The sequence below is a fragment of the Thioalkalivibrio sp. ALE31 genome (assembly GCF_000377405.1).
In the GTDB taxonomy this organism is placed as follows: Bacteria; Pseudomonadota; Gammaproteobacteria; order Ectothiorhodospirales; family Ectothiorhodospiraceae; genus Thioalkalivibrio.
Window position 1 is genome coordinate 23728 of record NZ_KB905022.1, and the last position, 25318, is coordinate 49045.

The window sequence follows — 25318 nt, forward strand, 5'->3', positions numbered from 1 at the left end:
CGAGCGCGAGCGGGCACATTGATCAGTGTTTCCCTAGCGTTCGTGGTCCCGGGGGCGCTGAATCAGCGCACAGGGGGCTATCGCTACGACGCGCGCATGGTCGCGGGTCTGCGGGCGCGCGGCTGGCGGGTGGCGGTCCATGAACTGGACGGTTGCTTCCCGGGGCCTGATCCCGAGGCCGCGGCGGCGCTGGATACCGCGCTTGCGGGCATTCCCGATGCCGGGGGTGTGCTGCTGGACGGACTGGCGGCGGGGGCCTTCCCCGAGGTGCTGGCCCGACATGCTGTGCGCTTGCGCCTGATCTACCTGTTGCATCATCCGCTGGGGCTGGAGACCGGCCTGGCGCCGGCGCGGTCGGAGGACCTGCTCGCGCGGGAGCGCGCTGCCCTCGGGCACGTGCGGGGTGTGGTCGCGACCAGTGCCTTTACGGCGGGGCAGGTGGCCGCCTGGGGCATGCCCCCGGAGCGACTGCAGGCGATCCCGCCCGGCGTCGAGGCGCGCCCGCCTGCGACCGGTCCGGCGCCCGGCGCGCCGCGGCTGTTGCTCTGCGTGGGGACGGTGGTCCCGCGCAAGGGGCAGCTGGAACTGGTGCAGGCCCTGGCCCGGCTTGAGGCCGAGAACTGGCGGGCGGTGCTGGTGGGCGCGCGCGATCGGGATGCGGCGTATGCCCGGCGGGTGGAGACGGCGATCGCGGCGGCCGGGCTGGAGGGTCGCATCGAATGGGCCGGCGAGTGCGACGATGCGATGCTGGAGGGCTGGTACGCGCAGGCGTCGGTGTTCGTCCTGCCCAGTGTCTACGAGGGTTTTGGCATGGCCTACACCGAGGCCATGGCCCGAGGGCTTCCGGTGATCGGGACCACTGGTGGTGCGATCCCGGGGACCGTCCCCGAGGCCGCCGGGCGTCTGGTGCCGCCGGGTGATATCGGGGCGCTGGCTGGGGCCATCGAGGGATTGTTGCGCGACCCGCGGGGGCGCGAACGGATGGGCCGGGCGGCGCGCGCGGCCATGACGGAACGACCGGACTGGGACGGTGCGGTGGCCGCGCTGGAGCGAACGCTGGAGGACTGGCTGCGATGACCGAGACCTTCGACGCCGACTGGCTCGCCCTGCGCGAACCCGCGGATCACGCGGCGCGCTCGGACGCGCTGGTTGCGATGCTGGGCGCGGCGCTGGCCGGCCGGGTGACGGGGGATGCCCTGAGGGTCACCGATCTTGGCAGCGGGACCGGCTCCAACCTGCGCTATCTCGCGCCCCGGCTGCCGACCCCGCAACACTGGCGGCTGGTGGATCACGATAAGGGGTTGCTGCAGCGCGCGGCGGCCCCGGGCCCCGGGGTCGCGCTCGAGCGGCGGGTGACCGATCTGGCGGCAGACCCGGCGGCGGCGCTCGCGGGGGACGAGCCGCTGGTGACGGCGGCGGCGTTGCTGGATCTGGTGTCCGAAGCCTGGCTTGCCCGGCTGCTGGAGGGCTGTGCCCGCCAGGGGACGGCGGTCCTGTTCGCGCTGAGCTATGACGGGCGGATCCGCTGGTCGGATCCGCAGCCCCTGGATGCCGAGCTGGAGGATGCGGTGAATCGGCATCAGCGTTCGGACAAGGGCCTGGGGCCGGCGCTGGGCCCGACCGCCGCGTCGGTCTGCGCGGCCCGGCTCGAGGCGCACGGGCATCGCGTGGAAACGCGCGCGAGCGACTGGCGCCTGGATGCCGGGCAGGCGAAGCTGGGGGCGGCCCTGATCGACGGTTGGGTGGATGCGGCCTGCGAGGTCGTGCCAGATCGCGCGGCCGCGTTGCAGGCCTGGGGCGAGTCGCGGGCACGCGCCCTTGCCCGGGGCGAGGTCGAGCTGGTGGTCGGTCACCAGGACGTGCTGGGATTGCCGCCGGCTTGGGCGCGCGGGTGAATCGCGGGGTTCGGCAGGAAATCCCGGTACCCGTTTCGCTGGACGTTGAACCCGTGCAGGATAGAATCGGACGGGGATAACCGGAAAAGGTGAGGCATGGAACAGGCAGATAACAAGCAGAGAAGTTTCCTGAGTCGCTGGTGGATCCTGATCGTGATCGTGCTGTGGCTGATCGCCTGGTCGGCGCGGGACGTGCTGGCGCCCAGCGTGGAGGCGGTGCCGGAGGACGAAGACGTCGAGGCCGTGGCCGTGGCGGAGGATGATCCGGCGGCCGAGTCGCGCACGCCCGCGAGCCCGCCGCGCGAGGGCCGCCTGTCGGAGGGCGATATGGACCCGATGACCGGCGAGGCCTACGAGCGCGACGACGACACCGGCATGCATCGGCCGATTCCGGACCCGCGGGAGCAGCCGCGCACCACGGCCGACGGCGAGCCGGTGAGCGAGGAGCAGGTCGCGCGCCAGGTGCAGGAGGCGCTGGAGAACGGTCGCGCCGCGTACTGGAGTGACGGGCCGGAGGCTGCGGCTGCTGTCCTGCGGACCGCGCTGGCGGACATTCCGGCGACGGCCGCTCAGCGTGCCGACCTCTACGGCGAGCTGGGCAACGCCCTCTATGCTGCGGGGGATGCCCGCGGGGCCATGCGGGCATGGGACAGCGCCCTGGACCTGCTGCCCGCCGGCGAGCGACGCGTGATGGTCGAGCGCCTGGCGCCGGTGTATGACCGTCACCACCGGGACGGGGCGCGTCACCTGCGCCAGTTCCGGTAGTAGCGATCCCGGGCCGCCGTGCCCGGGCGATCAGAAAGGCCCCGGAGATGCACATCTCCGGGGCCTTTTGTCGTGTGGAGGCGCCGCGTCCGGCTAGTGCTCCTCAAACCAACTGGTAGCGGTGCAGCTTGCGCCACAGGGTACTGCGATCCATGCCGAGGGCGCGTGCGGTCTGCGAGCGGTTGCCGGCATGGGCCACCAGCGCCTCGCGCAGGCGCCGCGCCTCGGGATGTTCGCTGGCCTGGGTGCCATTGGCGCCAAGACTATTCGGCTCGGCACTGGCGGTGCGGCCGTGGTCATGCCCGTTGGTACGCGGGGCATGGATCGTGTCGCCCATGTCTGCATCCACCCGGATCGGCTGGGGCAGGGGGAAGTCGTCGACCTGGCCATCCCGGGCGTGCAGGGTCAGGCACTCGAAGACGTTCTCCAGTTCGCGGAAGTTGCCCGGCCAGGGGTGTTCCTGCAGCTTTTCCTTCAGATGGGGCGCGATGCGGATGCCGTGATGCACCTCGTAGGCCTGCAGCGTGGCCGCGAGATCGCGGGGACGATCGCGTAGCGGCGGGATGTCCACTGTTGCGACGGCCAGTCGGTAGAAGAGGTCGGTGCGGAATTCGCCGGCCTCCACCTGGCTGCGCAGATCCTGGTTCGACGCGGCGAGAATGCGCACGTCCACCTGCCGGGTGGTGTTCTCCCCCACGCGTTCGAAGGCGCCGTCCTGCACGGCGCGCAGCAGCTTGGCCTGCAGCCGCTGACTCATCTCCCCGATCTCGTCGAGAAACAGCGTGCCGCCATCGGCGGACTCGAAGCGCCCGATGCGGTCACTGACCGCCCCGGAGAAGGCACCCCGGGTATGACCGAAGAGCTCGGATTCGAGCAGTTCCTCGGGGATCGCCGCGCAGTTGATCTCGACAAACGGCGCCTCGGCGCGGCGGCTGGCCTGGTGGATCGCACGCGCCAGGCGGGTCTTGCCGGTGCCGGATTCGCCCAGCAGCATCACGCGCACATCGCTGGCGGCGACGCGCCGCGCGAACTGGAGGGTGGGGCGGCAATGGGCGTCATGGGAATGGAAGTGGCTGTCATCGAGTCCGTCCCGACCATCCTCGCTAACGGTCTCCACCGAGGTGGTGCGCCGGCGCTGCGGCTGCAGGGTGATCAGGCGCAGCGCGCGGGCGTCGTCGTTCAGGCGCAGGGGCTGGCTGATGACCTCCAGTGGCAGGGTCTCGTCCTCCAGTTCGGCCATCAGCGAGAAGTGCAGGGCGTGCGGGGTGCGGTTGGCGTCGGCGTCGTCGTCGCCGGCGGCGACGGCGGCCTCTTTCAGATGTGCCTCGAGATTCAGCGACCCGAGCTGGTCCAGGGTCAGGGGGGTATCCGGGGGGATTTGCAGGGTCTGGTGAAAGGCCGGGTTGGCGAACAGGACCCGGCCCCGGGTATCGCTGATGAGGTGTGGATCCCGACTGTGTCGGATGCAGATCTCGGCCAGTTCGGTTGTGGTCATCCCGCCTCCTTTTTCTTGTTGGAGGGGCCGGCGGCAGCGGGACGGTGTTGCAACACCCGGGGCCTCCTGCAACACCCGGGAATCCCCCGTTTCGCCAATCCCTGTCTCGGTTATAGCGCGAAACGGGGGTGTTGCAACAGGTGTGCCCTGAATATCAGCAAATCAGAATCAAGTGATTGATTTATAAGAATGTCACAATACTGGCATATACGTTGCTTGTAGTTCGGCATGAGTTCTTCTACATACTGGGATATGGATACCCGCTTCGGTGGTCATCCGGCTGACACCGGTCGCCGGACCAGGCTCGTTGCCGTTTCCCCCGGCAGTCGGTCGGCTGCGGCCCATCGTTTGCCCGGGCCCCGGCGCGTGCAGGCGCGCAGGCCCGGCACCCCCTCTCTCATCGCGGCATTCGGCGCGAGGTAGGACGATCATGATTGCTCGAGTCTCCCGACGCCTTCTGGCCCGGACCCTGCTGGGTGCGGCACTGGCACTGCCTCTGTGGGGCCTGTCGCTGGTGCATGCCTCCGGCCCCGTCCTCACGGTGGAGCCGGATCAGGCGGCCACCCAGACGGTCAGTGGCACGGTGATTCCCTTCCGCGAGGTCACGCTGACGGCGCAGTCCTCGGGGCGCGTGGTCGACGTAGCCGGTGCCGAGGGCGACCGTTTCGAACAGGGGACCGTGCTGGTAGCGATCAGCGATGACCGGCTGCGCGCCCAGCGCCAGGCGGCCGAGGCCGAGATGCGTACCGCCGAGGCTGCGATCCGCGAGGCCCAGATGCAGTACGGCCGCGAGATGATTTCGCCGCAGTCGCGCAACATCGGGCAGATGCCCGGCATGGGCGTGCCATCGATGTTCGACCAGATGTTTACCCAGCCGATGGGCCAGTTCATGGGCATGGGCGACCCCGCGCTGGACCGACGCACCGATCTCTACTCCCGCTACATCGGCGTGGACCAGGCCCAGGCGCGCTGGGAACAGGCCCGGGCCCGCGTGGCCGAGCTGGACGCCGCCATTCGCGACACCCGCTCCGAGGCCCCCTTTGACGGCCTGGTGATGCACAAGCACGTCGAAGAAGGCGACACCGTGCAGCCCGGGCAGCCGCTCGTCAGCTTCGGCCATGTCGAGTTCCTGCGCATCGAGGCCCAGGTGCCGGTGCGGCTGGTAAGCAGCCTGCAGGAAGACGACTACGTGCAGGTGCGGCTGGATACCGGCGACGAGGTGGAGGCCCGGGTCGCCCGGATCTTCCCCCTGGCCGATCCCCAGCGCCATACCGTGACCGTCAAGTTCGATCTGCCCCAGGGCGTGCGCGGCGGGCCGGGCATGCATGCGGCGGTGCATCTGCCGCAGGCCGGTACGCCGGGCAACCGCGTGGTGATCCCGCGTTCCGCCCTGATCCCGGGGGGCGCCTTGCCGCGTGTGGCCGTGCTGGACGGCGAGGGCCATGTGCGGGTGCGCATGGTGCGTCTTGGGGGGTCGCGCGGGGACCAGGTGGTAGTGACCTCCGGGCTGGAGCCGGGCATGCAGATTCTCGCGCGGCCGGATGCCGGCGTGCGCTCCGGCCAGCCGGTCGGTGGACGCTCTCCGGATGCGGGCGCCGGGCGCCGCGGGGGTGACGCCGATCCCTGGAGCCGCATGTAGGGACGCCTCTCCGGCCCAAAACCGGATTCACAGCACCGGCAGGCGCCCCTGGCAGGCGCACCGGTGGCAAGGCGCCGCCCCTGGCGGTGCCCGGGACGCCAGACCGACAACAGGACCGTTCAAGCTCGATGGCCGAAGACGACAGACAATCCGAGACCGGTTTCCGGCAGAAGCACGGCGACCCCGGCATTGCCGGGCGCATGGCGGCGGCGTTTATCCATTCGCCGCTGTCGCCGCTGCTGCTGCTGGCCAGTATCGCGATCGGCATCCTCGGCTTGATGGTGACGCCGCGCCAGGAGGATCCGCAGATCTCCGTGCCGATGGTGGACATCATGGTGTCCTACCCGGGCGTGCCGTCGGAGCAGGTGGCGAGCCTGGCGGCAAGGCCGCTGGAGCGGCTGATGAGCGAGCTCTCCGGTGTCGACAACGTCTACTCCGTATCGCATCGCGGCGAGGCGATGGTGACCGTGCAGTTCGATGTAGGCGAGGACATGGAGTCCTCGATCGTCAAGGTGCACGACAAGCTGTTTGCCAATCGTGACCTGATGCCGCCGGGTGTGAGCGAGCCGATGGTCAAGGCCAAGGGCGCGGATGATGTGCCGGTGGTGAACCTGACTTTCTGGTCGCACGAGGTGGATGATGCACTGCTCCGCCAGATCGCGCTGGATGCGCAGCAGCAGCTGAACGAGGTCCCCGATACCAGTCAGAGCTTCGTGGTCAGCGGGCGCGAGGAGCGCCTGCGCATCGAGGTGCAGCCGGAGCGCCTGGCCGGGTTCGATGTCAGTCTGGACCAGATCGCACAGGCCGTGCAGTCGGCGAACGTCGAGGGCGCTGCCGGACGCATCGAGAGCGATGGCCTGAGCACCGCGGTGTACACCGGGCGGTTCTTTACCGGGGCGGCGGATCTGGAGCAGCTGCTGGTGGCGGTCAGTGACGGTCAGCCGGTGTACCTGCGTGACGTGGCGGAGGTGACCTACGGACCGGGCGAGGTGGACCGCTTCGTGCGGCACTACTCCGGGCCGGCCGCCGTGGATCCGGACGCGGCGCCGGAGGGCGCGGCGGCGGTGACCCTGGCGATCGCCAAGAAGCCCGGCAGCAACGGCGTGACCGTGGCCAACAATGTCCTCGAACGTCTCGAACGCCTGAAGGGCAGTGTGATCCCGGACAACGTCGAGGTCGCGGTCTCGCGCGACTACGGCAAGACCGCCAACGAGAAGGTCAACGAACTGATCTTCAAGCTGTTCATCGCGACCTTCGCGGTGACCATCCTGGTCGGGCTGTTCCTCGGGATCCGCGCCGCGCTGGTGGTGCTGATCGTGATTCCGGTGGTGATCCTGTTCACCGTGTTCAGCGCCTGGGTCCTGGGCTATACCATCGATCGCGTCAGCCTGTTCGCGCTGATCTTCTCCATCGGCATCCTGGTGGACGACGCCATCGTGGTGGTGGAGAACATCTACCGACGCTGGCTGATGAAGCGCGGCATCGATACCGAGACCTCGGTAGATGCGGTGCGCGAGGTCGGCAATCCGACCATCCTGGCCACCTTCACCGTGATCGCGGCGCTGCTGCCGATGGGCTTCGTCTCCGGGATGATGGGCCCGTACATGCAGCCGATCCCGGTGCTGGGTTCCGTGGCCATGCTGTTCTCGCTGGTCGCGGCCTTTGTCTTTACCCCGTGGCTGACCCAGCGCCTGCGCCCCAGCATGGCCTACCTCGAAAAGGCCACCGACAAGGAACACCGCCAGGCCGAGAAGCTGGGTCGGTTCTATCGCACGGCGATCCCGGGACTGGCGGATAACCCCGTGCGCGGCTATGCCTTCCTGATCGGCGTGATCGTGATCTTCTTCCTGATGGTCAGCCTGTTCATGACCACCGATGTGCGCGTGAAGATGCTGCCGCTGGACAACAAGCCCGAGTTCCAGGTGGTGGTGAACTTCCCCGAGGGCACCGCCCTGACCGAGACCGCCACCCTGAGCCACGACATGGCACAGGTGCTGCGCGAGATGGACGAGGTGGTGGGCCTGCAGTCGTATGTTGGCACCGCGTCGCCGTTCAATTTCAACGGCCTGGTGCGCCACTACTACCTGCGCGACGAACCCTGGCAGGGGGATATCCAGGTGCAGCTGGTAGACAAGGGCGACCGCGGCCGCACCTCGCACGAGATCGCCACCGAGGCCCGCGAACGCCTGACCCCGCTGGCTCGCGCCGCCGGTGCGCGTATCCAGGTGGTCGAGATGCCGCCGGGCCCGCCGGTGCTGCAGTCGGTGGTGGCCGAGGTCTACGGCCCCGACGCGGCAACCCGCCGTGCGGTCGCCCGTGATCTGGAAGGCATGTTCGCCAATGCCGAGCACGTAGCGGACGTGGACAGCTTCCTGCAGGCGCCGCACGACGTCTGGCACTTTGATGTGGATCGTGACAAGGCCCTGCGCCGCGGCGTGACCGTCGAGACCATCAACCGCACCCTGGAGACCGCGATCGGCGGACAGATCCTGGGCGACGTGAAGGCGCAGTCGCTGGTTGAGCCGCACCTGATCGAGATGCGCCTGCCGATGGCCACGCGCAACGACATCCGGCAGCTGGAAATGCTGCCCGTGTTTACCCGGCAGGGCGGGTCCATCCCGCTGGCCGAGCTCGGCGAGTTTGTCCAGCGCCCGCAGGACGAGCCGATCTACCACAAGAACCTGCGTCCGGTGGAGTACGTGACCGGCGAGGTGGTCGGCCGCCTGGCCGCGCCGGTGTACGGGATGCTGGAGGTCCAGGAGCAGCTGGAGGACTACCGGCTTCCGGATGGCAGCCAGGTGCAGCCGCACTGGCTGGGACCGCCGCCGAATGACGATTCCACCGCGTTCGAGTGGGCCGGCGAGTGGACGGTGACCTACGAGACCTTCCGCGACATGGGCATCGCCTTCGCCATCGCGCTGATCCTGATCTACATGCTGGTGGTCTGGGAGTTCGGCAACTTCGTGCTGCCGGGCATCATCATGGCCCCGATCCCGCTGACCCTGATCGGGATCATCCCCGGCCACTGGCTGATGAACGCCGAGTTCACCGCCACTTCGATGATCGGCTTCATCGCACTCGCGGGCATCATCGTCCGAAACTCGATACTGCTGGTGGACTTCGGCCGCCAGGCGGTGGACGAGGGCCATGACGTGCGCGACGCGATGATCCTGGCCTGTCAGGCGCGTACCCGCCCGATCATTATCACCGCGCTGGCCCTGCTGGCCGGTTCCAGCGTGATCCTGTTCGATCCGATCTTCCAGGGCATGGCGATCTCACTGATGTTCGGCACCGTGGTGGCCACCCTGCTGACCCTGCTGGTAATCCCGCTGGGCTGCATCTCCGGGCGGCGTGCCTTCTGTCCGACCAGCCTGGACGAAAACGGCGAGGCGGCTGCGGTGTGCGCGAACGGTAATGGCAACGGCAACGGCAATGGCCATGGCGGTGGGACTACCCCGGCTCCGGGCGCGACCGCCGGCGCCGCCGCGGGCAACGACCTCTTCGGCCCGCGCGAGGGCGGGCCGGTCACCCAGGCGGTGCAGTACGCCGGCCTGTACCTCAAGTGCCTGGCCCTGGCCTTCCTCGAGGGCCTGCGCGATCTCGCGTTCGCCCTGTGGCGCCTGATCCGGTCCTTGCTGGAGCGCCGTCGCGACGGTGGCGGCGGGCCGGGCGGCCCGTCGGGCGGCGGCTCCACCCCGGGCTTCGGTAGCGGTCCGGCGAGTGGCGGGCCGTCGGACACGGGCTCCGGCCCGGCTGCAGGCAAGGCGCAGGACCGCCAATCGGCCGGTCCCGCGGATTCGGAGCCGGTCGCGCAGGCACCCCAACCGGCGGGTCGCCCGGAAGAGCCGGAGCCCGCCGCCGAGCCTCGGGGCACGGCGACCCCGCCGGCGGCCACCGACAACGCGGATGTGAAGGCCGAGGACGCGGCGCCTCCAAAGAAAGCGAAGTCCCGCGCGGCGTCGGCGAAGGCGACGTCCGCGTCCGGCGCCACGGAATCGCGGTCTGCGAAGGGCGGCTCCAGCCGCGCGGCCGGCGCGGCCGGGAGCGGTGCCGCGGGTACGAAGACCGCGAAGAAGGCGTCCAGTGGCACGACGAAGACAAAGACAAAGGCCAAGACGCAGTCCCAGGCCAGGACGACTAGCGGCGGCGCGGGTAGCCAGAGCAAAGGGCGTGCGAGCACGTCCGGCCAGGCCGCCAGCGGCCCCAAATCAAGTGGTGGCGCGGCGAACAAGCGCACGGCGCCGGCGTCCAACAAGAAGACCGGCGGAACCGCCAAATCCGCCTCGACCAGTAGCAAGACCGGCCGCAAGGAGAGCGGCACCACTCCCAAGGGGGGTGGCAAGTCGGGTACGCCCGGCAAGGGCCGCGCCCGGCGCGGGATTCGACTCAAATGATCACGCAAGCAAGACCTCAAGGAGGTTCCCGATGAAGAAGCGATTCAACACCCGAACGATCGGTACCACGCTGGCCAGCGCCGCTGTGGCATCCGTGCTGGCCCTGGGCGTGGCCCAGGCCGACGAACAGCAGGAACAGGGCTACGGCCAGGGTCCGGCGATGGGCCAGCAGGGTCCGGTGCCCGGCCCCTACGGTCACGCCCCCTATGGCCAGGGCATGGGCATGCATCCCGGCGCCGGGATGATGCAGCAGCGCGAAGGCTCCGGTGACTTCAGCTTCGGCATGTCCGGGCGAGGCCATGGCCAGGGCTACGGCCGCGGGTATGGCGACGGCTATGGTCAGGGTCAGGGCTATGGTCGGGGCTATCCGGGCTACGGTCCGGGCTATGGCTATGGTCCCGGGTACGGGCCGGGGCATGGCCAGGGCTACGGGCCCGGCCCGCAGCAGGGCGGCTTCGGCCATCCGGGGATGATGCAGCCGGGCTACGGCATGCAGCAGCGCCCGGGCTACGGCCAGATGCCGGAATTCGATCCGGAGAACCTGCCGGAAGACATGCCGGAAGAGATGCGCGAGCGCATCCAGGCGCAGCATGCCGAGCGCCAGGAACGCATGGAAGAGATGCAGGCCATGCGCGAGGCACGCCAGAAGGCGATGGAGGCCGGCCGTGCCGCATATGAAGAAGAGATGGAGCGCCAGCGCGAGCGCCGCATGGAGATGATGCGCGAGCGTCGTGAAGCCATGGAAGAAGGTGGCGGCTACTGATCCGCGGATCAGTGATTGCAAGGCGACGGGCGGGGGTGCCTGTCGCGGTGGAAGCGAGACGGAGGCGGTTCGCCATGCAGGGCAGGCAGTCCGGTCAATCGAAACGCACGCGAGTCAGCACGATCCCGATGCTCGGGGTCGTGCTGGCTGCGGGGTTCCTGTTGCCGGTCGCCGACCTGGCGGCGAGTGATCGCCACAACCCCTGGGCCTCCGGTTCGCCGGAGGTACAGCGCTCGGCCCCGGAACGCCCGCGCGGGCGCTTTCCGGACCGCGACTACGACCCGTCCCGACGGGCCGAATCGCGGGAGGCGCCGGGCCCGCCGCCGCATGCTCCGGGGTACCGGGGCTACGGGCCGCAAGGTCCTTACTGGGCGCCGGGTTCTCCGTCGTTCCACCCCCCTGGCGGGATGCCAGGAGGGTATCCATACGGATATCCGGGTTCGCCCGGGTATCCGGGAATGGGCGGGCCGTTTTCGGCCTTCCCCTGGGGGATGGGCGGTTTTCCGTTCCCCTGACCGGTAAGGCGCGCATTCGGGAAGCCCTCCCCGCGTGCGCGCATTCAAATTGAGGGCATGACTCCTTCAGGAGGTAGCACCATGAACAAGTTCGTCAAGGCAGCAGTTCTCGCCGTTTCCCTGGGTGGCCTGGCCGCCCCGATGATGGCCTCCGCCCAGTGGGGCGGCCCCGGCTACGGGTACGGGCCCGGTCCGTATGGCCCCGGCTATGGCTATGGTCCCAGCATGCCGTTCTTCGGTGGCCCGGGGTATGGCTCCGGCCGTAACTGGGGCATGGGCGACATGATGAGCGACATGATGGGCGACGGCTCCTTTGACTTCTCCGCCAGCGGTCGCGGTCGGGGTCACGGGTATGGCCATGGCTATGGTGACGGCTATGGCCGCGGCTATGGTTACGGCCATCCGGGTTACGGGTATGGTCCGGGCTATGGCTACGGCCCTGGCTACGGCTACGGCCCGCAGGGTTACGGCCCGCAGGGCTGGGGTCCGCAGGGTCAGATGCCCCAGCAACAGCAGCAGGGTCAGGGCAACTAAGTCCATCCCGCTGTTCGGGCCTGCCCGTTTCGGGCAGGCCTTTTTTCCGGAGTGTTGCGGATTGACGGGTTGCACGCAGCCGTCAATCCGCAATGTTCCAAGGAGACGCCATGCAGACCGTCGTCGCCAATCTCAAGGGTGGTACCGGCAAGAGTACCGTGGCCTTCAATCTGGCCTTGTGGCTGCTGGAAGGACGCCGCCGGCCCCTGACCGTGGACCTGGATCCCCAGCGCACCCTCAGCGACGTGCTGGAGGTGCGGCGGGAGGAGGGCTATGAACCGGCGCTGGATGCGGTGGAGGGCCTAGACGCGGCGCGTGCCCGCGCCGGTGAGTACGACGAGGTGCTGATCGATGTCGGCGCGTCGGACATGGCCTCGCTGATGGCGGCGGTGGAAGGGGCGGACCGCGTGCTGATCCCGGTGCCCCCCAGCCAGGCGGATGTCTGGTCAACGCATCGCTTTGTGCAAAGGATTCAGGAGCAGCGTGGATCCGGCGAACGCCCGGAGATCCTGGCGTTCATCAACCGCGCGGACACGCATCAGGCCGTGCGCGAGACCGACGAGACCTTTGATGCGCTGCGGCAGATCGACGGCGTGCGCCTGCTGAAGCCGCGGTTGAAGCAGCGCATGGCATTCCGGCGCTCGTTCAGTGAGGGGCTGTCGGTGCGCGAGCTGGAGCCCCGCGGCAAGGCCGCCGCCGAGCTGGATGCCCTGGCGGTGGCGCTGTTCGGGCGGCGGCGCCGCAAAAAACAATAACGATTCGCGCCCGGGGCTGCCGGGCTGCGGACGCGATGGAAGGAGGAGAGCTTCATGCGTTTCATCCGCAATGCACTGGTCGTGATCGGGCTCCTGGCGCTGATCGGCGTGGGGTATGCCATCTTCGCCTTCGAGCCCTACCTGAGCCAGGCACGCTCCCTGGACGCCCAGGCGCCCAAGGTCTATTCGCAGATGGCCCGGACGGTACTGGAGACGGGCGATGCCGCGGAGGCCATGGTCTACAAGCGCCAGGTGGACGAGGGGCTTGAAGTCGAGGACGTGGAGGATGTGCTGCGCCTGGTGGCCAACGAGCTGAATATTCGGAACGTCGGCGAGTTGCCGATGGGCGAGGAGGTCCGCAGCGTGACCGGCGAGGACTTCCCGTTCCTGAAGATCTACATGTTCTGCGATGTGGCCATCGCCGCGCAGATGGTCCGACACAGCCCGGCGATGGCGGCCTATATGCCCTGCCGGATCGTGCTGCAGGAGGATGCCGAGGGCAATCTGTGGCTGATGACCCTGGACCTGAACCCGATGATCCACGGGGGGCGGCCGTTGCCCGAGGATCTGCACGAGCAGGCGGTGTTTGTGAAGGAATCCCTGGAGGAAATTATCGATCGCGCTGCCGTTGGCGCCTTCTGACGGGGATGGCTCCCGTTTCCATGAAACAGCAAAGGGCGTTCAATGAGTGAAGAAAGTAGCAGCGAGTTTGCAGAGGTCCGTGACGAGGCCGACAAGGCGGATGCCCGTTCCCGGCGTCTGGAACTGATCGTCTACACCGCACTGGTGGCCTTCATCGTGCTGGCCATCTACGGCTTCTGGCTGATCACCAGCCTGACCCGGGATGTGGGCCAGCTTACCCAGGAGATCACCCAGATGACTCAGGTGATGGACCGCGACATGTCCACCATCGCGGGGCATATGGCGTCGATGGACCGGCAGATGACCGACATCAACAACACCATGCGGGTGATGAACGACGAGGTCGCGGTGATCGCCGGCAATACGCAGTCGATGGATGGCAACATCGGCTCCATGACAAGCGATACCCGCGTGATGGCGGGCTCGATCACGGGCATGCAGCAGGATATGTGGAGCCTGAATCGCAATGTGGGCGGCCCCATGGGTATGATGAACATGTTCAACCCATTCACCGATCAGGGCGGTCCGGTCCGGGGTTCCCCAGGGCCGTATTACCCGCGCTGATCGCGCGTTTTGACTGACGGAGTCCGCATGTTCAATCGTCCTGGCCCTCGCGTGCGCAAGCAGCTCAAGCTGCTGAGCGACCGCCTTGCCGAAGAGAATCCGGTCCTGAAAGGCGTGGTCGATCCGTTCCGGGATCTGGACCGGGTCGGCTATGCGGCCGGCCTCCTGGATCCCGCGGAGGATTCCTACGCCTTCACCATCTCCTGGTGGCCGATGATCGCCACGCTGGGCACCTTCTCCGCCGGCAAGTCCACGTTCATCAACGAGTACGTGGGCACGACGGTGCAGCGCAGTGGTTCGCAGGCGGTGGACGACAAGTTCACCGTGATCAGCTACGGCGGCAGCGAGCGCGTGCAGGAACTCCCGGGGCTGGCTCTGGACGGCGATCCGCGCTTCCCGTTCTATCGGGTGTCCGACGAGATCGAGCGGATTACCGACGGCGGCGGGCGCACGGTGGACCACTTCCTGGCGATGAAGACCGCGCGCTCGGAGCGTCTGCGCGGGCGCATCATCATCGACTCCCCCGGCTTCGATGCCGACGAGCAGCGCGCGACCATCCTGCAGCTGACCGATCACATCATCGACCTGTCCGATCTGGTGCTGGTGTTCTTCGACGCCCGCCACCCGGAACCGGGCGCGATGCGCGACACCCTGGAGCACCTGGTCAACCGCGTCGCCGAGCGCAACGACTTCACCAAGCTGGTGTTCATCCTCAACCAGATCGACACCACCTGGCGCGAGGACAACCTGGAGGAGGTCGTCTCCGCCTGGCAGCGGGCCGTGGTGCGCCAGGGCAACGCGACCGGGCGCTTCTACTGCCTGTACAACGAGAGCGCGGCGGTGGAGATCGGCGATCCGCAGGTGCGCGAGCGCTACGAGGAGAAGTCCCGCCGCGATCGCGAGGAGATCCACGCCAAGATCCAGGAGATCAGCTCCTCGCGCTCCTACCGCATCCTGGGCTCGCTGCAGGCCATCGCCGAATCCATCGAGATGGACGCCCTGCCGGCCCTGAAGAAGGCGCTGGAGAAGTGGCGCCGCCGGGTGGTGCAGTTTGATGCCGGGATGTTCGCCGTGGTCGCGGTGCTTTTGGGCCTGATCGGGTACCAGTCGGCAGGGGGCATCGCGCCCTGGACCGACGGGAGCGTCTGGCAGGCCATGGGCGAGCGTCCGATGATGACGGGCTTCGGGCTCGTCGTGCTGGCGATCGTGCTGGGCGGCATCCACTTCTTCAACCGCCGCTGGCTGGCACGGCGCATCGCGCGGACCCTGCCGACCGAGACCGCCGCCGGGAACTGGCGCGCGGCGTTCGAGAAGAACACGCGCCCCTGGCAGCCGATGATGGGACGGGCGCCACTGGGCCTGGGGCGCCGCATGATCAGCCGCCTGCATCAGCTGCGCGACCGCGCCGAGGCCTATATCCAGCGCCTGAACAATCAGTTCGTGGATGCCAGCCCGGTCTCGCGGCAGGGCGGGCGTGCCTCGGCCACCGATACCTACAACCCGCCGCAGCCGGAGGCCCCGGCCGCGCAACCGACGCCGGGCGCGGAGCCGCCCCGCGATTACGCCGAGTCGGAGGCACCGGAGAAGCGCTAGCCGGCTCGCGCCACACCCCCAAAGCCGGCACAGGCCGGGGGGCGGCTATATTAGCCGTAGATGTTGTGCAGGAGGAGCACGATGACCATACTGGCGTGGCTCATGTTTGCGCTGGCCATGATTCTGGTCCCAATCTCGGTATGGGCCAGCATGGCGGCGCTGGGGGTTTGTGCCGGATGTGCACTGATCCGTGACTGGCGCAGGGGGCGCCAGGCGTCGGGGCAGTGAGCCGGTCGGCCCACGGGCTTTTAACCAACCGGGGACGGGTCGCGCAGGGGGCTGTGGCGGATCCGGTTCCTGATACCACTGGAGGAGAGAGTAGAAATGAGTGATCAAAAGAAGATGGCCATCATTGCCACCAAGGGCAGCCTGGACTGGGGTTATCCCCCGTTCATCCTGGCCTCCACCGCGGCTGCCCTGGGCTATGACTGCGAGGTGTTCTTCACCTTCTATGGCCTGCAACTGCTGCGCAAGAAGCTGGATCTGCAGGTGACCTCGCTGGGCAACCCGGGCATGCCCATGCCGATGCCCATGCCGGTGATGCTGCAGGCCCTGCCGGGCATGCAGAAGATGATGACCGTGATGATGAAGAAGAAGATGGCGGCCAAGGGCGTCTCTGATCTGGGCGACCTGCGCGAGCTGTGCCTGGAGGCCGAGGTGCGCATGATTGCCTGCCAGATGACGGTGGACCTGTTCGACATGGACACCAGCGAATTCATCGACGGCGTGGAATACGCCGGGGCCGCGGCGTTCTTCGAGTTCGCCGGCGAGTCCGACATCTGCCTGTTCATCTGAACCGGCGGCGCGCCTGACGCGCCCTCAAGGCCCCGCGGCCCCGGCTGCGGGGCCTTTTTCGTTTTCGGGCTTCATGCCGCAGCTGAAAGGACATTTTCACCACGAAGCGCACGAAGGCACGAAGAAGGGCCAGGGCGATTGAACCACGGAGAGCACGGAGTGCACTGAGAACACTGTAGTTGTTCGGGTGCTCAGGGTGCGTTGATCACAGCGAACCGCATCGCGGCCGGTTCGCTCCATAGGATGGACGCGCTGGGATGCTGGTCATCGGCGTCCTGCCCACCCAGGAAGGGATTTCTCCGTGCCCTCTGTGTCCTCCGTGGTAGAAACGCTTTCGACCTTGACCGTGACCTTCTTCGTGCCTTCGTGCGCTTCGTGGTGAATATAGAAAGGGATCCTAGTCGTGGCCGGCGTACATGGCCTCGATGGCGTCGGCGTAGTGCTGGGAGATGACCGGGCGCTTGAGCTTCATGGTCGGGGTGAGCATGCCGTTGTCCACCGACCAGGGTTCATGCACTACGTGCACGTGGCGGATCTTGGCGTAGCCGGGGAAGTCGCGCAGCTGGTATTGAATCCGCTGGAGCAGGGCGCGCTCGGCGGAGCGCGGCAGGCGGCCGGCGGTGCCGGGGTCGAGGTCGTGGTCCTCGGCGAAGGTGGCCCAGGCCTCGGGCTCGGGGACAACCAGGGCGGTCAGGAAGGCGTGGCTGTCCCCCACGACCATGACCTGGTCGAACAGGGCGTCCAGGGCGATGGCCATTTCCATGTCCGCCGGCGGGACCTTCTCGCCGTTGGTGAGCACGAGGATGTCCTTCAGTCGCCCGGTTATAAAAATGTGCCCATCGTCGTCGATCCGGGCTTGGTCGCCGCTGTGCAGCCAGCGATCCTCGTCGATCGTGCTGGCGGTAGCCTCCTCGTTCTTCCAGTAGCCGAGCATCACGCAGCTGGAACGGGTGAGCAGTTCGTCCATCTCGCCGATCTTGACCTCAATGCCGGGCAGCGGCTTGCCGATGGAGGCGGGCAGGTTGTCGTCCGGGGTATTCACGCTGACCACCGGGCTGGATTCGGTCATGCCATAGCCGTGCAGCACCGGCAGGCCGAGACCGATGAAGAACCGGGCGATCGGCGGCGGCAGGGGCGCGCCGCCGCAGACCGCGAAGCGCAGCTTGCCGCCCAGGCGGTCCAGGACCTTGTGCGCGACGAGGCGCTCCAGCAGCGGCCACAGCAGGAAGCCGGGCGACCAGGACGCGCGTCCCTGCTGGTATTCGAAGCGGCGCCAGCCGATGGCCACGGTGGCCTTGAACAGCCCACGGCCCAGCGCGGATTTCTGTTTCAGGCCGGCCTGGATGCGGCCATGCACGCGTTCGTAGATACGCGGAACCGAGATCAGCACGGTCGGCTGGACCGACATCAGGTCCTCGCCCAGCCCCTGGATGGAGCGCGCGAACGCGACCTCGGCACCGATCAGCATCGGCATGTAGTAGCCGCCGGTGCGCTCCAGCATGTGCGACAGCGGCAGGAAGGAGAGGAAGCGGTCGGCATCCGACAGCGGCCCGGCGGTGGACGAGGCCTGGGCGTTGTCGAGGATGTTGCGGTGCGACAGCATCACGCCCTTGGGCCGCCCGGTGGTGCCGGAGGTGAACACAATGGTGGCCAGGGCCAGCGGGTCGAGATCCGGGCGATGCACGCGTTCCGGGTCGCCGCGTTCCAGCCAGGTCTCGAGGTCCATCACCCGTTCGTCCTCGGGTTGGCCTTCGGTGTGGCCCAGGCAGACGATGCGCTTGAGCGAGGGCATGTTCGCGAAGTGTTCGGACAGGCGGCGACTGTGCGCGCTCTCGCCCAGCAGGAGCAGGCGCGCCTGGGTCTGGCCGATGATGTAGGCGACGTTGTCCGGGCGGTCATCGGTGTACAGCGGGACCGTGATCAGCCCGAGTTCGGTGGCGGCCTGGTCGAAGGCGACCCACTCGCGCGAGTTGCCGAGCATCAGTGCGACCCGTTCCCCGGGCTTGAAGCCCTCGCGCGCCAGTGCCGCCTGCCAGCGATCCACCATCGCGGCCATTTCGCTCCAGGTCGTTTGCTTCCAGGTCTCGTCGGCGGCGCTGTAATGACGATAGGCCGGCGCATCCGGGCTCATGGACACGCGGGTGCGGAACAGCGCGGGGAGGGTCGGAGCCTGTTCCGGGGTGATGGTGGTCGACGGCATGGCGTCCTCGCAAGCGGGGTTCGGTTGTCCCGGACGTTAGAGGACGCACGCGGGCGGGGCAAGCCCGGTGACTTCAGCGAATCCCCAGGGATACACTGATCGATGTACACGCTCGCGCTCGAGTCGCTTTTGCGTGCGAACAAGGCGCGGTGACTGCCGTGCAGTCAATCTGCACAAGGGAGCCGCAACGCCGTGCGCGCGCAAAAGAGGCCGAGCCCCTTCGGGGTTGGCACCCCAGGTTCCCCGATCCTGCGTTGCGGCCCTTGCCGGTAGAACCACTACCGGCTGCGCACCGCGCCTTGTCTCGGAAAACCTGGGGTGCCAACGCGAGGGTGTACATCGATCAGTGTATCCCTAAGGGATGGGCAACGGGCTGGTAGGCGATTGCGCCCAGTACCAGGCTGAGACCGATCAGGGCGATGACACCGCCACCGGCCAGGCCCAGGGCCGGGCCGATGTAGGTCAGCCGGCCCATGCGGGTCGGGCCCAGCCAGCGCCGGGTCCAGTCGCGTGCCGAAACGGCGAGGGTCGCCAGCACGGAGACGGTGGCGGCGGTCCCCAGGGACATCGCGAGCACGGCCGCCACGCCGGCCCAGGCCAGTCCCAGCGCGGCGGAGACCGCCATGATCAGCACGGCGCCGGAACAGGGGCGGATGCCGACGGCCAGCACGGTACCCCACCAGGTGCCGCGGTGGTTGGGGTCTACGTGGTGCGGGGTCCCGCAGCCACAGTGGGCGTCATGTTCATGTCCATGGGTATGGCCATGCTCGTGGTCGTGTCCATGGACGGGCGCGGCCCGATGCGCGCGATGCAGCCGCCACGCGTGACGCAGGGCGCGCGCCATCAGCCACAGCCCGAGCAGCGCGACCAGGGCGAAGCTGGCGATCTCCAGGGTGCGCACCTGGCCCAGGGTGTCCCGCGCCAGCCAGCCGAACAGGCCGATCAGCACGCCGACCAGTACGATGGCGGTGACGCCCTGTGCCAGCGCCGAGACGGTGGACAGCAGGATGCCGCGGCGGAGATTCTGGGGCTGGGTCAGCAGATAGGCGCTGATGACGGCCTTGCCGTGGCCGGGGCCGGCGGCATGGAAGATCCCGTACAGCAGGCTGACTAGGATCAGCGCCCCGGCGGTGTGCGCGGTGGGTCCGTCGCGCAGGGCGTGCAGGCCTTCGGTCAGGCTGCGGTGCAGCTGGCGCTGGGTCTGCAGCATCCAGCCGGTCAGGCGTTCCAGGGCGCCGGGCGGTTCGGCCAGCGGCGCCGGGGCGTCGAGGCGGTCCGGGGGCGTCGGGGCCGCGCGCTCGGCGGGCGCCTCGGTGGGGGCGCCCAGTGGGTGGCCGGTCTCGGCCTGTGCGAGGCCCGGACCGCTGAACAGCAGGCACAACGCGAGCAGCATCAGCAGGCTCGGGAAGGCGGACTCCAGCAGATGCCGGATTCGATGCGTTACCTGGTCCATAACGTTACTGTATAACACACGAGCGGTCGGGTGGTGTGTGCGCCGTCCGGTTGTGAAGCGGCATCCCCCTCAGTCGCATTCCAGCGTGGCGGTCTCCGCGAAGTGGCGTCCGAGGTTGTCGACCGGGCTGCGATCCTGGCGTTCCAGGGTCGCGGCGTAGCGGATCAGCTGCGGGTCGGGCCGCGGTTCGTCGATCGTCACCGCGCAGCCGGGCCGGTTCTCGACGAAGACGATGTCCTCCGGGTCGTGAAGGATCTCGATCCAGTACTCGGGATCGAACACGCGGTAGCTGAAGCGGTCCCCGGCCGTGATGTCGAGGCCCTCCAGCGGCAGCTCGAAGCGCAGGTGCAGGCGGCGGTCCTCCAGGGTCAGACGGGCGTTGCGCGCCGGCGGGACGTCCAGGTCGCGCTCGCCGGCGCTCAGTTCGGTGAAGTAGTCATGCCCGGCCAGGTTCTCGCGCATCCGTTGGGCGGCGTGCTCCAGGGCCGTGTCAATGTCGGTGTCCCCGTCGAGCTGGCCGGTCAGGTCCTCCAGCAGCATGTGGCTGTAGGTGGGGTCGATGCGCCAGGACTGCTCCATGCGTAGCAGCTCGCCGGCCTCGTTGAAGACCAGTCCCACGCGCAGGTCGATCCAGGCATGCGGGTGGGCGAGCACCCCGGTGGGCAGCAGGCCCAGGATCAGCACGAACCAGGGGCGGATACGCATCGGCTTCAGGTGGCGCGCTGCCAGCGCGTGCCGTCGGGGGTGTCCTCGAGCTCGATGCCGCGGGCCGTCAGCTCGTCGCGGATGGTATCGGCGGTCGCGAAGTCCCGGTTCTTGCGGGCCGCCTGGCGCGCGGCGATGCGCTCCTCCACCCAGGCGGCGAGGTCGTCGTCGCCGGCATCGCCCTGAAACCAGACGCCCGGGTCCTGCTGCAGCAGGCCCAGCAGGCCGGCCCCGGCCAGCAGCTCGCCCTTGCGCCGGGCGCGTTCGGCGTCGTCGCCGGCCGCGGCCAGGGCATCGCTCATGCGGTGCAGCGCGGTGATCGCGGCGGGGGTGTTCAGATCGTCCAGCAGCGCCGCGAACACCGGGGTGTCGGCGGCGGCGACCGGGGCGGGTTCGATGCCGGCGGCGTCGCGCAGCACGCGGTACAGCCCGTTCAGGCTGTTGCGCGACTGGGTCAGGGTCTCTTCCGAGAAGTTCAGCGGCGCACGGTAGTGGCGCGACAGCAGTGCCAGGCGCAGGACCTCGCCGGGGTAGTGCTGCAGCAGGTCATGCAGCAGCTGGAAGTTGCCCAGAGACTTGGACATCTTCTCGCCGTCGATGGTCAGGTGGCCGTTGTGCACCCAGTAGCGGGCGTAGTGCGTGCCGTGTTCGTGGCAGCCCTCGGCCGCGCAGCCCTGGGCGATCTCGTTTTCGTGGTGCGGGAATACCAGATCGTGGCCGCCGCCGTGGATGTCGATCATGGGCCCCAGGTGGCTGCGGATCATCGCGGTGCATTCCAGGTGCCAGCCGGGTCGGCCGTTGCCCCAGGGGCTGTCCCAGCCGGGCTCGCCCGCGGCAGCCGGCTTCCACAGCACGAAGTCGCCGGGGTGGCGCTTGTAGTCGGCGACCTCGACCCGGGCCCCGGCCTGCATGTCGTCCAGCGAGCGGCCGGACAGGGCGCCGTACTCGGGGTAGGAGGTCACGTCGAACAGCACGTGATCCTCGGCGACGTAGGCGTGGCCGCGGTCGATCAGGCGCTGGATCAGCTCGATCATCGGCTGGATGTGTTCGGTTGCGCGCGGCTCCAGGGTGGGCTCCAGCGTGCCCAGCTCGGCGATGTCCTCGTGGAAGGCGCGGGTGAAGCGTTCGGTCAGGGCGGCAATCGGCTCGCCGCTGTCGGCGGCGGCCTTGTTGATCTTGTCGTCGACGTCGGTGATGTTGCGCGCGTAGACCACGTGGTCCGGACCGTAGAGTTCGCGCAGCACGCGGAACAGCACGTCGAACACCACCACCGGGCGCCCGTTGCCGATGTGCACCCGGTTGTACACGGTGGGGCCGCAGACGTAGAGGGTCACCCGCTCCGGGTCCTGCGGCACGAAGGCTTCGTCGTGCCCGCCCAGGGTGTTGTGCAGGGTAAGGGTCCGGGGCTCGCTCATTATTCGGTGTTTCCCTTGCCGTAGAGCGTCTCCGGCGCGATCTCGGGGTCGCTGGTGACCACGACACTGTCGTTCTCGACCTGCAGGTAGAAGCAGCTGCGACGTCCGGTGTGGCAGGCCGGCCCGGTCTGGTCGACCTTCAGCAGCAGGGTGTCGCCGTCGCAGTCCAGGTGCAGGGAGTGCAGTTGCTGGACCTGGCCCGACTGCTCGCCCTTGCGCCACAGTGCCTGGCGCGAGCGTGAGTAGTAGCACACGCGCCCCGTGGCCAGGGTCTCGTTCAGGGCCTCGCGGTTCATCCACGCCAGCATCAGGACCTCGCCGGTGTCGTGCTGCTGGGCGATCGCGGGGATCAGGCCATCGGCATTGAGCTTCAGGCGGTCCAGGACGTCGGAGATCGGGTGGCGTTCGCCACGGGGTTCGCTTTCGAGTTGCTTGAACATCGCTGCGTCCGCTTGCGGGAGCGGCGAAGAATAGCATTTTCCCCGGGGCTCCCGAAGCCCGGGCAGGGGCGCGGTGGGTACGGGCCTTGCGCGGCGGCCCCGGGTGGTCGATGCTCGAGACAGGCGGATCTCCACGGCAACCGGGAGGCTAGATGGAGCAAGACAGGCAGAGGGCACGCAGGCCCAGCGCGGGGCGGACCGCGGCCATTATCGCCGTGGTGTATCTGGTCTTCGGGCTGGCATGGATCGGGCTGTCCGACCGCGCCCTGCTGCTGATGGTCGACGATGTGGCCTTGCTGGCGCAGTTGCAGACCCTGAAGGGATGGGGCTACGTGACGGTCACCGCCGCGGGCCTATTCCTGCTGGTGTATTACCCGCTGCGGGCGCGCGACCGCGCCTCGCGCGAGGCGCGCCGGCTGACCGCGATTGTCGAGCGTTCGCCGGTGGTCGCGATTGAATGGGCGACCACGCCCGGCTGGCCGGTCACTTTCGTGTCACCGAACATCGCCCGCTGGGGCATCGATCGCCATGCCCTGCTGCAGGGCGACGTGAATTACGCCGAGCTGATTCACCCCGAAGACATCGACCGCATCGTGGCGGAGGTGGCCGCGCATATGGAGCACGGCCCGGATCGCTATACCCAGCTCTACCGCCTGCGCAGCGGCGAGGGTAACTGGCTCTGGGTGGAAGACCGGACCTGGCTGACTCGCGACGAGGCCGGGCGGGTGACACGCATCCACGGCCTGCTGCTGGATGTGACCGAGCGCCTGCGCGCCGAACGGGACCTGCGTGACTCGGAGACCCGCTTCCGCGCGATCTTCGACAACGTGCAGGAGGCGATCCTGCTGCAGGACCTGGATACCGAGGCCCTGATCGGGGTGAATGCCGCCGCCGAGCGAATGTACGGCTACAGCCGGGCCGAACTGCTCGCCTGCAGTGTGGATGACCTGAGCGCGGACGAAGGCGGCTACGACGTACAGCGGCAGAAGGCGCTGATGGAGCGCGCCCGGCGCGGGGAACAACTGGTCTTCGAGTGGCGGGCGCGCCACCGCGACGGCCACGGCTTCTGGGTGGAGGCCAACCTGCAGGCCACCGAGATCGCCGGCGAAAGGCTGCTGCTGGTCACCCTGCGCAACATCGAGGCGCGCAAGCAGGCCGAAGCGGCGCTGGCGCGCCAGGTGGATCGACTGAGCCAGGCGGAACGCCACGCGGGCCTGGGCAGCTGGGAGTTCATGCTGGAGACCCGCGAGCTGTGGTGGTCGGATCGGCTGTATGCCCTGCTCGGGTGCGATGCCCGTTATGGCACCCCGACGCTGGAGGCCTTCGCCCGGGATTTCTTCGATCTCGACTCCGCGGACGGGAAGAGCTTTTCCGATGCCATGGAAACGCTGATCGCCGGCGGACATCCCGGGCCGCGGCGGCTGTTGCTGAAGGCGCGCCCGGAGGTTCGCGCGGAGGCGTGGTTCAGCATCACCATGGAGGCCCCGCTCGAGCGGGCCGACGGCATGCACTACGTGCAGGGCACGGTGCTGGAGGTCACCGAACTCAAGCGCAGCGAACTGGAACTGCGCGACCTGAATGCCACGCTGGAACAGCGGGTGACGGAGCGCACGGCGGCTCTGCAGGCCCTGAACCAGGAACTGGAATCGTTCTCCTACGCGGTCTCGCACGACCTGAAGGCCCCGTTGCGCGGAATCGAGGGCTACAGCCAGCTACTGGAGGCGGACTACGGCGAGCAGCTGGAGGGCGAGGGGCGTACGTTCGTGCGCAACATCCGCCAGGGCGTGGCGCAGATGAACGAGTTGATCTCCGATCTGCTGGCCTATTCACGTATGGAGCGCCGGCCGCTGGAGGAACGGGAGGTTCGTGTGCGCGCGCTGGTGGAGGAGGTGCTCGAGTCGGTGGACCCGAAGCTGCGCAGCCGTGCCGAGGTGACGCTGGAGATCGATCCCGATCTGGTGTTCCAGAGCGACCCCGATGGCGTTGCGCTGATCCTGCGCAATCTGCTGGAAAATGCCTTCAAGTTCAGTGCCGAGCGCGAGACACCGCAGGTGACGGTGCAGGCCGAATCCCGCAGCGCTACACTCGGGATCTCGGTACAGGATAACGGGATCGGCTTCGACATGGCGTTTCAGGATCGCATCTTCGATATCTTCCAGCGCCTGAACCGCGCCGAGGCCTACCCGGGAACCGGTGTCGGCCTTGCGCTCGTGCGGCGAGCGGTCAACCGCCTGGGCGGGGAGATCCGCGCCGAGGGTACGCCGGGCGTGGGCGCCCGCTTCCACGTGGAGTTCCCGCGATGAGCACGGCCGCGCGTCAACCGTCCATCCTGGTGGTCGAGGACAACCCGGTGGATATCGACCTGATGCGGCGCGCCTTCGAGCGGCGCAACCTCACCAACCCCCTGGAGATCGCGCGCGATGGAGTGGAGGCCCTGGCGTTCCTCGAGTGCTGGGAGCGGGGCGAACTGGCGCTGCCGGCGGTGATCCTGCTGGATATCAAGCTGCCCAAGGTGGACGGGCTGGAGGTGCTGCGCCGGATCCGCGAACACGAGCGTTTCCGCCGCATTCCAGTGGTCATGCTGACCTCCTCCAGCGAGGATCGCGACATCGCGACCGCCTACGACTGCGGGGCCAATTCCTACATCGTCAAGCCGGTGGACTTCGCCAAGTTTGTCGATGTCGCCGAGCAGGTGGAGCTGTACTGGTGCCTGCTCAATCACCCGCCGAGCTGAACCTGCGGCTGCCCCCGAAAGA

20 protein-coding genes are annotated in these 25318 nt (G+C 68.2%); 14 read left to right on the forward strand and 6 right to left on the reverse strand.

Features of this window, described 5'->3' with window-relative positions; translation table 11 throughout:
* The first annotated feature begins 42 nt into the window (after positions 1-42).
* The 3 genes from D103_RS0106000 to D103_RS0106010 all read left to right on the forward strand — a co-directional run bounded on the left by D103_RS0106000 (position 43) and on the right by D103_RS0106010 (position 2660).
* A complete protein-coding gene (locus D103_RS0106000) occupies positions 43-1077 on the forward strand; it encodes a glycosyltransferase (protein ID WP_018876149.1) in 1035 nt (344 codons plus the stop codon).
* Positions 1074-1895 (forward strand): hypothetical protein, encoded by an 822-nt coding sequence (locus tag D103_RS0106005; protein ID WP_018876150.1) that lies wholly within the window; start codon positions 1074-1076, stop codon positions 1893-1895. The genes D103_RS0106000 and D103_RS0106005 overlap by 4 nt, the downstream gene beginning before the upstream one ends.
* Before the next feature lie 96 nt (positions 1896-1991).
* Positions 1992-2660, forward strand: a complete 669-nt coding sequence (locus tag D103_RS0106010) for a hypothetical protein (RefSeq protein WP_018866457.1) — start codon at positions 1992-1994, stop codon at positions 2658-2660.
* Between the two features lie 103 nt (positions 2661-2763).
* Here the strand turns inward: D103_RS0106010 and D103_RS0106015 are convergent, their stop codons facing one another.
* On the reverse strand, positions 2764-4155 hold the full coding sequence (locus D103_RS0106015) for a sigma-54-dependent Fis family transcriptional regulator (RefSeq protein ID WP_018876151.1): 1392 nt from the start codon (positions 4153-4155) through the stop codon (positions 2764-2766).
* Positions 4156-4585: 430 nt separating this feature from the next.
* On the opposite strand from D103_RS0106015, the gene D103_RS0106020 reads away from it, so the two are divergent.
* The 9 genes from D103_RS0106020 (at position 4586) to D103_RS0106065 (ending at position 16349) form a co-directional block, all read left to right on the forward strand.
* The gene (locus tag D103_RS0106020; protein ID WP_018876152.1) at positions 4586-5794 is read left to right on the forward strand and encodes an efflux RND transporter periplasmic adaptor subunit; all 1209 of its coding nucleotides are present in this window, start codon (positions 4586-4588) and stop codon (positions 5792-5794) included.
* Positions 5795-5922: 128 nt separating this feature from the next.
* Positions 5923-10188, forward strand: coding sequence for an efflux RND transporter permease subunit (locus tag D103_RS0106025; protein ID WP_018876153.1), 4266 nt, complete (start codon positions 5923-5925; stop codon positions 10186-10188).
* 31 nt (positions 10189-10219) lie between these two features.
* On the forward strand, positions 10220-10951 hold the full coding sequence (locus D103_RS0106030; RefSeq protein ID WP_018876154.1) for a hypothetical protein: 732 nt from the start codon (positions 10220-10222) through the stop codon (positions 10949-10951).
* A gap of 596 nt (positions 10952-11547) precedes the next feature.
* Positions 11548-12000, forward strand: coding sequence for a sulfur globule family protein (locus D103_RS0106035; protein ID WP_018876155.1), 453 nt, complete (start codon positions 11548-11550; stop codon positions 11998-12000).
* 110 nt (positions 12001-12110) lie between these two features.
* A complete protein-coding gene (locus tag D103_RS0106040) occupies positions 12111-12755 on the forward strand; it encodes a ParA family protein (protein ID WP_018876156.1) in 645 nt (214 codons plus the stop codon).
* A 54-nt stretch (positions 12756-12809) separates the two neighbouring features.
* Positions 12810-13397, forward strand: coding sequence for a DUF302 domain-containing protein (locus D103_RS0106045; protein WP_018866464.1), 588 nt, complete (start codon positions 12810-12812; stop codon positions 13395-13397).
* A gap of 42 nt (positions 13398-13439) precedes the next feature.
* Positions 13440-13961, forward strand: a complete 522-nt coding sequence (locus tag D103_RS0106050; protein ID WP_018876157.1) for a hypothetical protein — start codon at positions 13440-13442, stop codon at positions 13959-13961.
* Between the two features lie 27 nt (positions 13962-13988).
* Positions 13989-15554 carry a dynamin family protein gene (locus tag D103_RS0106055; RefSeq protein ID WP_018876158.1) on the forward strand — a complete coding sequence of 522 codons (1566 nt, stop codon included), beginning with the start codon at positions 13989-13991 and terminating at the stop codon, positions 15552-15554.
* Between the two features lie 324 nt (positions 15555-15878).
* Positions 15879-16349 carry a DsrE/DsrF/DrsH-like family protein gene (locus tag D103_RS0106065; RefSeq protein WP_017941517.1) on the forward strand — a complete coding sequence of 157 codons (471 nt, stop codon included), beginning with the start codon at positions 15879-15881 and terminating at the stop codon, positions 16347-16349.
* A gap of 397 nt (positions 16350-16746) precedes the next feature.
* Here the strand turns inward: D103_RS0106065 and D103_RS0106070 are convergent, their stop codons facing one another.
* The 5 genes from D103_RS0106070 to hisI form a co-directional block, all read right to left on the reverse strand.
* Positions 16747-18549 carry a long-chain fatty acid--CoA ligase gene (locus D103_RS0106070; protein WP_018876160.1) on the reverse strand — a complete coding sequence of 601 codons (1803 nt, stop codon included), beginning with the start codon at positions 18547-18549 and terminating at the stop codon, positions 16747-16749.
* A 343-nt stretch (positions 18550-18892) separates the two neighbouring features.
* Positions 18893-19942: a nickel/cobalt transporter gene (locus D103_RS0106075; protein WP_196800206.1), complete on the reverse strand. Its 1050-nt coding sequence runs from the start codon at positions 19940-19942 to the stop codon at positions 18893-18895.
* Positions 19943-20071: 129 nt separating this feature from the next.
* Entirely contained in the window at positions 20072-20707 is a 636-nt protein-coding gene (locus D103_RS0106080; protein WP_018876162.1) for a DUF1007 family protein, read from the reverse strand.
* 5 nt (positions 20708-20712) lie between these two features.
* A complete protein-coding gene (cysS, locus tag D103_RS0106085) occupies positions 20713-22122 on the reverse strand; it encodes a cysteine--tRNA ligase (protein WP_018876163.1) in 1410 nt (469 codons plus the stop codon).
* Entirely contained in the window at positions 22122-22562 is a 441-nt protein-coding gene (hisI, locus tag D103_RS0106090; RefSeq protein ID WP_018876164.1) for a phosphoribosyl-AMP cyclohydrolase, read from the reverse strand. The genes cysS and hisI overlap by 1 nt, the downstream gene beginning before the upstream one ends.
* Before the next feature lie 215 nt (positions 22563-22777).
* On the opposite strand from hisI, the gene D103_RS0106095 reads away from it, so the two are divergent.
* Both D103_RS0106095 and D103_RS0106100 read left to right on the forward strand, forming a co-directional pair.
* Positions 22778-24865 carry a PAS domain S-box protein gene (locus D103_RS0106095; RefSeq protein WP_018876165.1) on the forward strand — a complete coding sequence of 696 codons (2088 nt, stop codon included), beginning with the start codon at positions 22778-22780 and terminating at the stop codon, positions 24863-24865.
* On the forward strand, positions 24862-25296 hold the full coding sequence (locus D103_RS0106100) for a response regulator (protein WP_018866475.1): 435 nt from the start codon (positions 24862-24864) through the stop codon (positions 25294-25296). Before D103_RS0106095 ends, D103_RS0106100 begins: the two co-directional genes overlap by 4 nt.
* The last annotated feature ends 22 nt before the right edge of the window (positions 25297-25318 follow it).

Excerpts from the sequence above, each read along its gene's own strand:
- D103_RS0106005 (WP_018876150.1), top strand. The coding sequence starts at position 1,074 with ATGACCGAGACCTTCGACGCCGACTGGCTCGCCCTGCGCGAACCCGCG.
- D103_RS0106010 (WP_018866457.1), top strand. The coding sequence starts at position 1,992 with ATGGAACAGGCAGATAACAAGCAGAGAAGTTTCCTGAGTCGCTGGTGG.
- D103_RS0106015 (WP_018876151.1), bottom strand. The coding sequence starts at position 4,155 with ATGACCACAACCGAACTGGCCGAGATCTGCATCCGACACAGTCGGGAT.
- D103_RS0106020 (WP_018876152.1), top strand. The coding sequence starts at position 4,586 with ATGATTGCTCGAGTCTCCCGACGCCTTCTGGCCCGGACCCTGCTGGGT.
- D103_RS0106025 (WP_018876153.1), top strand. The coding sequence starts at position 5,923 with ATGGCCGAAGACGACAGACAATCCGAGACCGGTTTCCGGCAGAAGCAC.
- D103_RS0106030 (WP_018876154.1), top strand. The coding sequence starts at position 10,220 with ATGAAGAAGCGATTCAACACCCGAACGATCGGTACCACGCTGGCCAGC.
- D103_RS0106035 (WP_018876155.1), top strand. The coding sequence starts at position 11,548 with ATGAACAAGTTCGTCAAGGCAGCAGTTCTCGCCGTTTCCCTGGGTGGC.
- D103_RS0106040 (WP_018876156.1), top strand. The coding sequence starts at position 12,111 with ATGCAGACCGTCGTCGCCAATCTCAAGGGTGGTACCGGCAAGAGTACC.
- D103_RS0106045 (WP_018866464.1), top strand. The coding sequence starts at position 12,810 with ATGCGTTTCATCCGCAATGCACTGGTCGTGATCGGGCTCCTGGCGCTG.
- D103_RS0106050 (WP_018876157.1), top strand. The coding sequence starts at position 13,440 with ATGAGTGAAGAAAGTAGCAGCGAGTTTGCAGAGGTCCGTGACGAGGCC.
- D103_RS0106055 (WP_018876158.1), top strand. The coding sequence starts at position 13,989 with ATGTTCAATCGTCCTGGCCCTCGCGTGCGCAAGCAGCTCAAGCTGCTG.
- D103_RS0106065 (WP_017941517.1), top strand. The coding sequence starts at position 15,879 with ATGAGTGATCAAAAGAAGATGGCCATCATTGCCACCAAGGGCAGCCTG.
- D103_RS0106070 (WP_018876160.1), bottom strand. The coding sequence starts at position 18,549 with ATGCCGTCGACCACCATCACCCCGGAACAGGCTCCGACCCTCCCCGCG.
- D103_RS0106075 (WP_196800206.1), bottom strand. The coding sequence starts at position 19,942 with ATGCTGCTCGCGTTGTGCCTGCTGTTCAGCGGTCCGGGCCTCGCACAG.
- D103_RS0106080 (WP_018876162.1), bottom strand. The coding sequence starts at position 20,707 with ATGCGTATCCGCCCCTGGTTCGTGCTGATCCTGGGCCTGCTGCCCACC.
- cysS (WP_018876163.1), bottom strand. The coding sequence starts at position 22,122 with ATGAGCGAGCCCCGGACCCTTACCCTGCACAACACCCTGGGCGGGCAC.
- hisI (WP_018876164.1), bottom strand. The coding sequence starts at position 22,562 with ATGTTCAAGCAACTCGAAAGCGAACCCCGTGGCGAACGCCACCCGATC.
- D103_RS0106100 (WP_018866475.1), top strand. The coding sequence starts at position 24,862 with ATGAGCACGGCCGCGCGTCAACCGTCCATCCTGGTGGTCGAGGACAAC.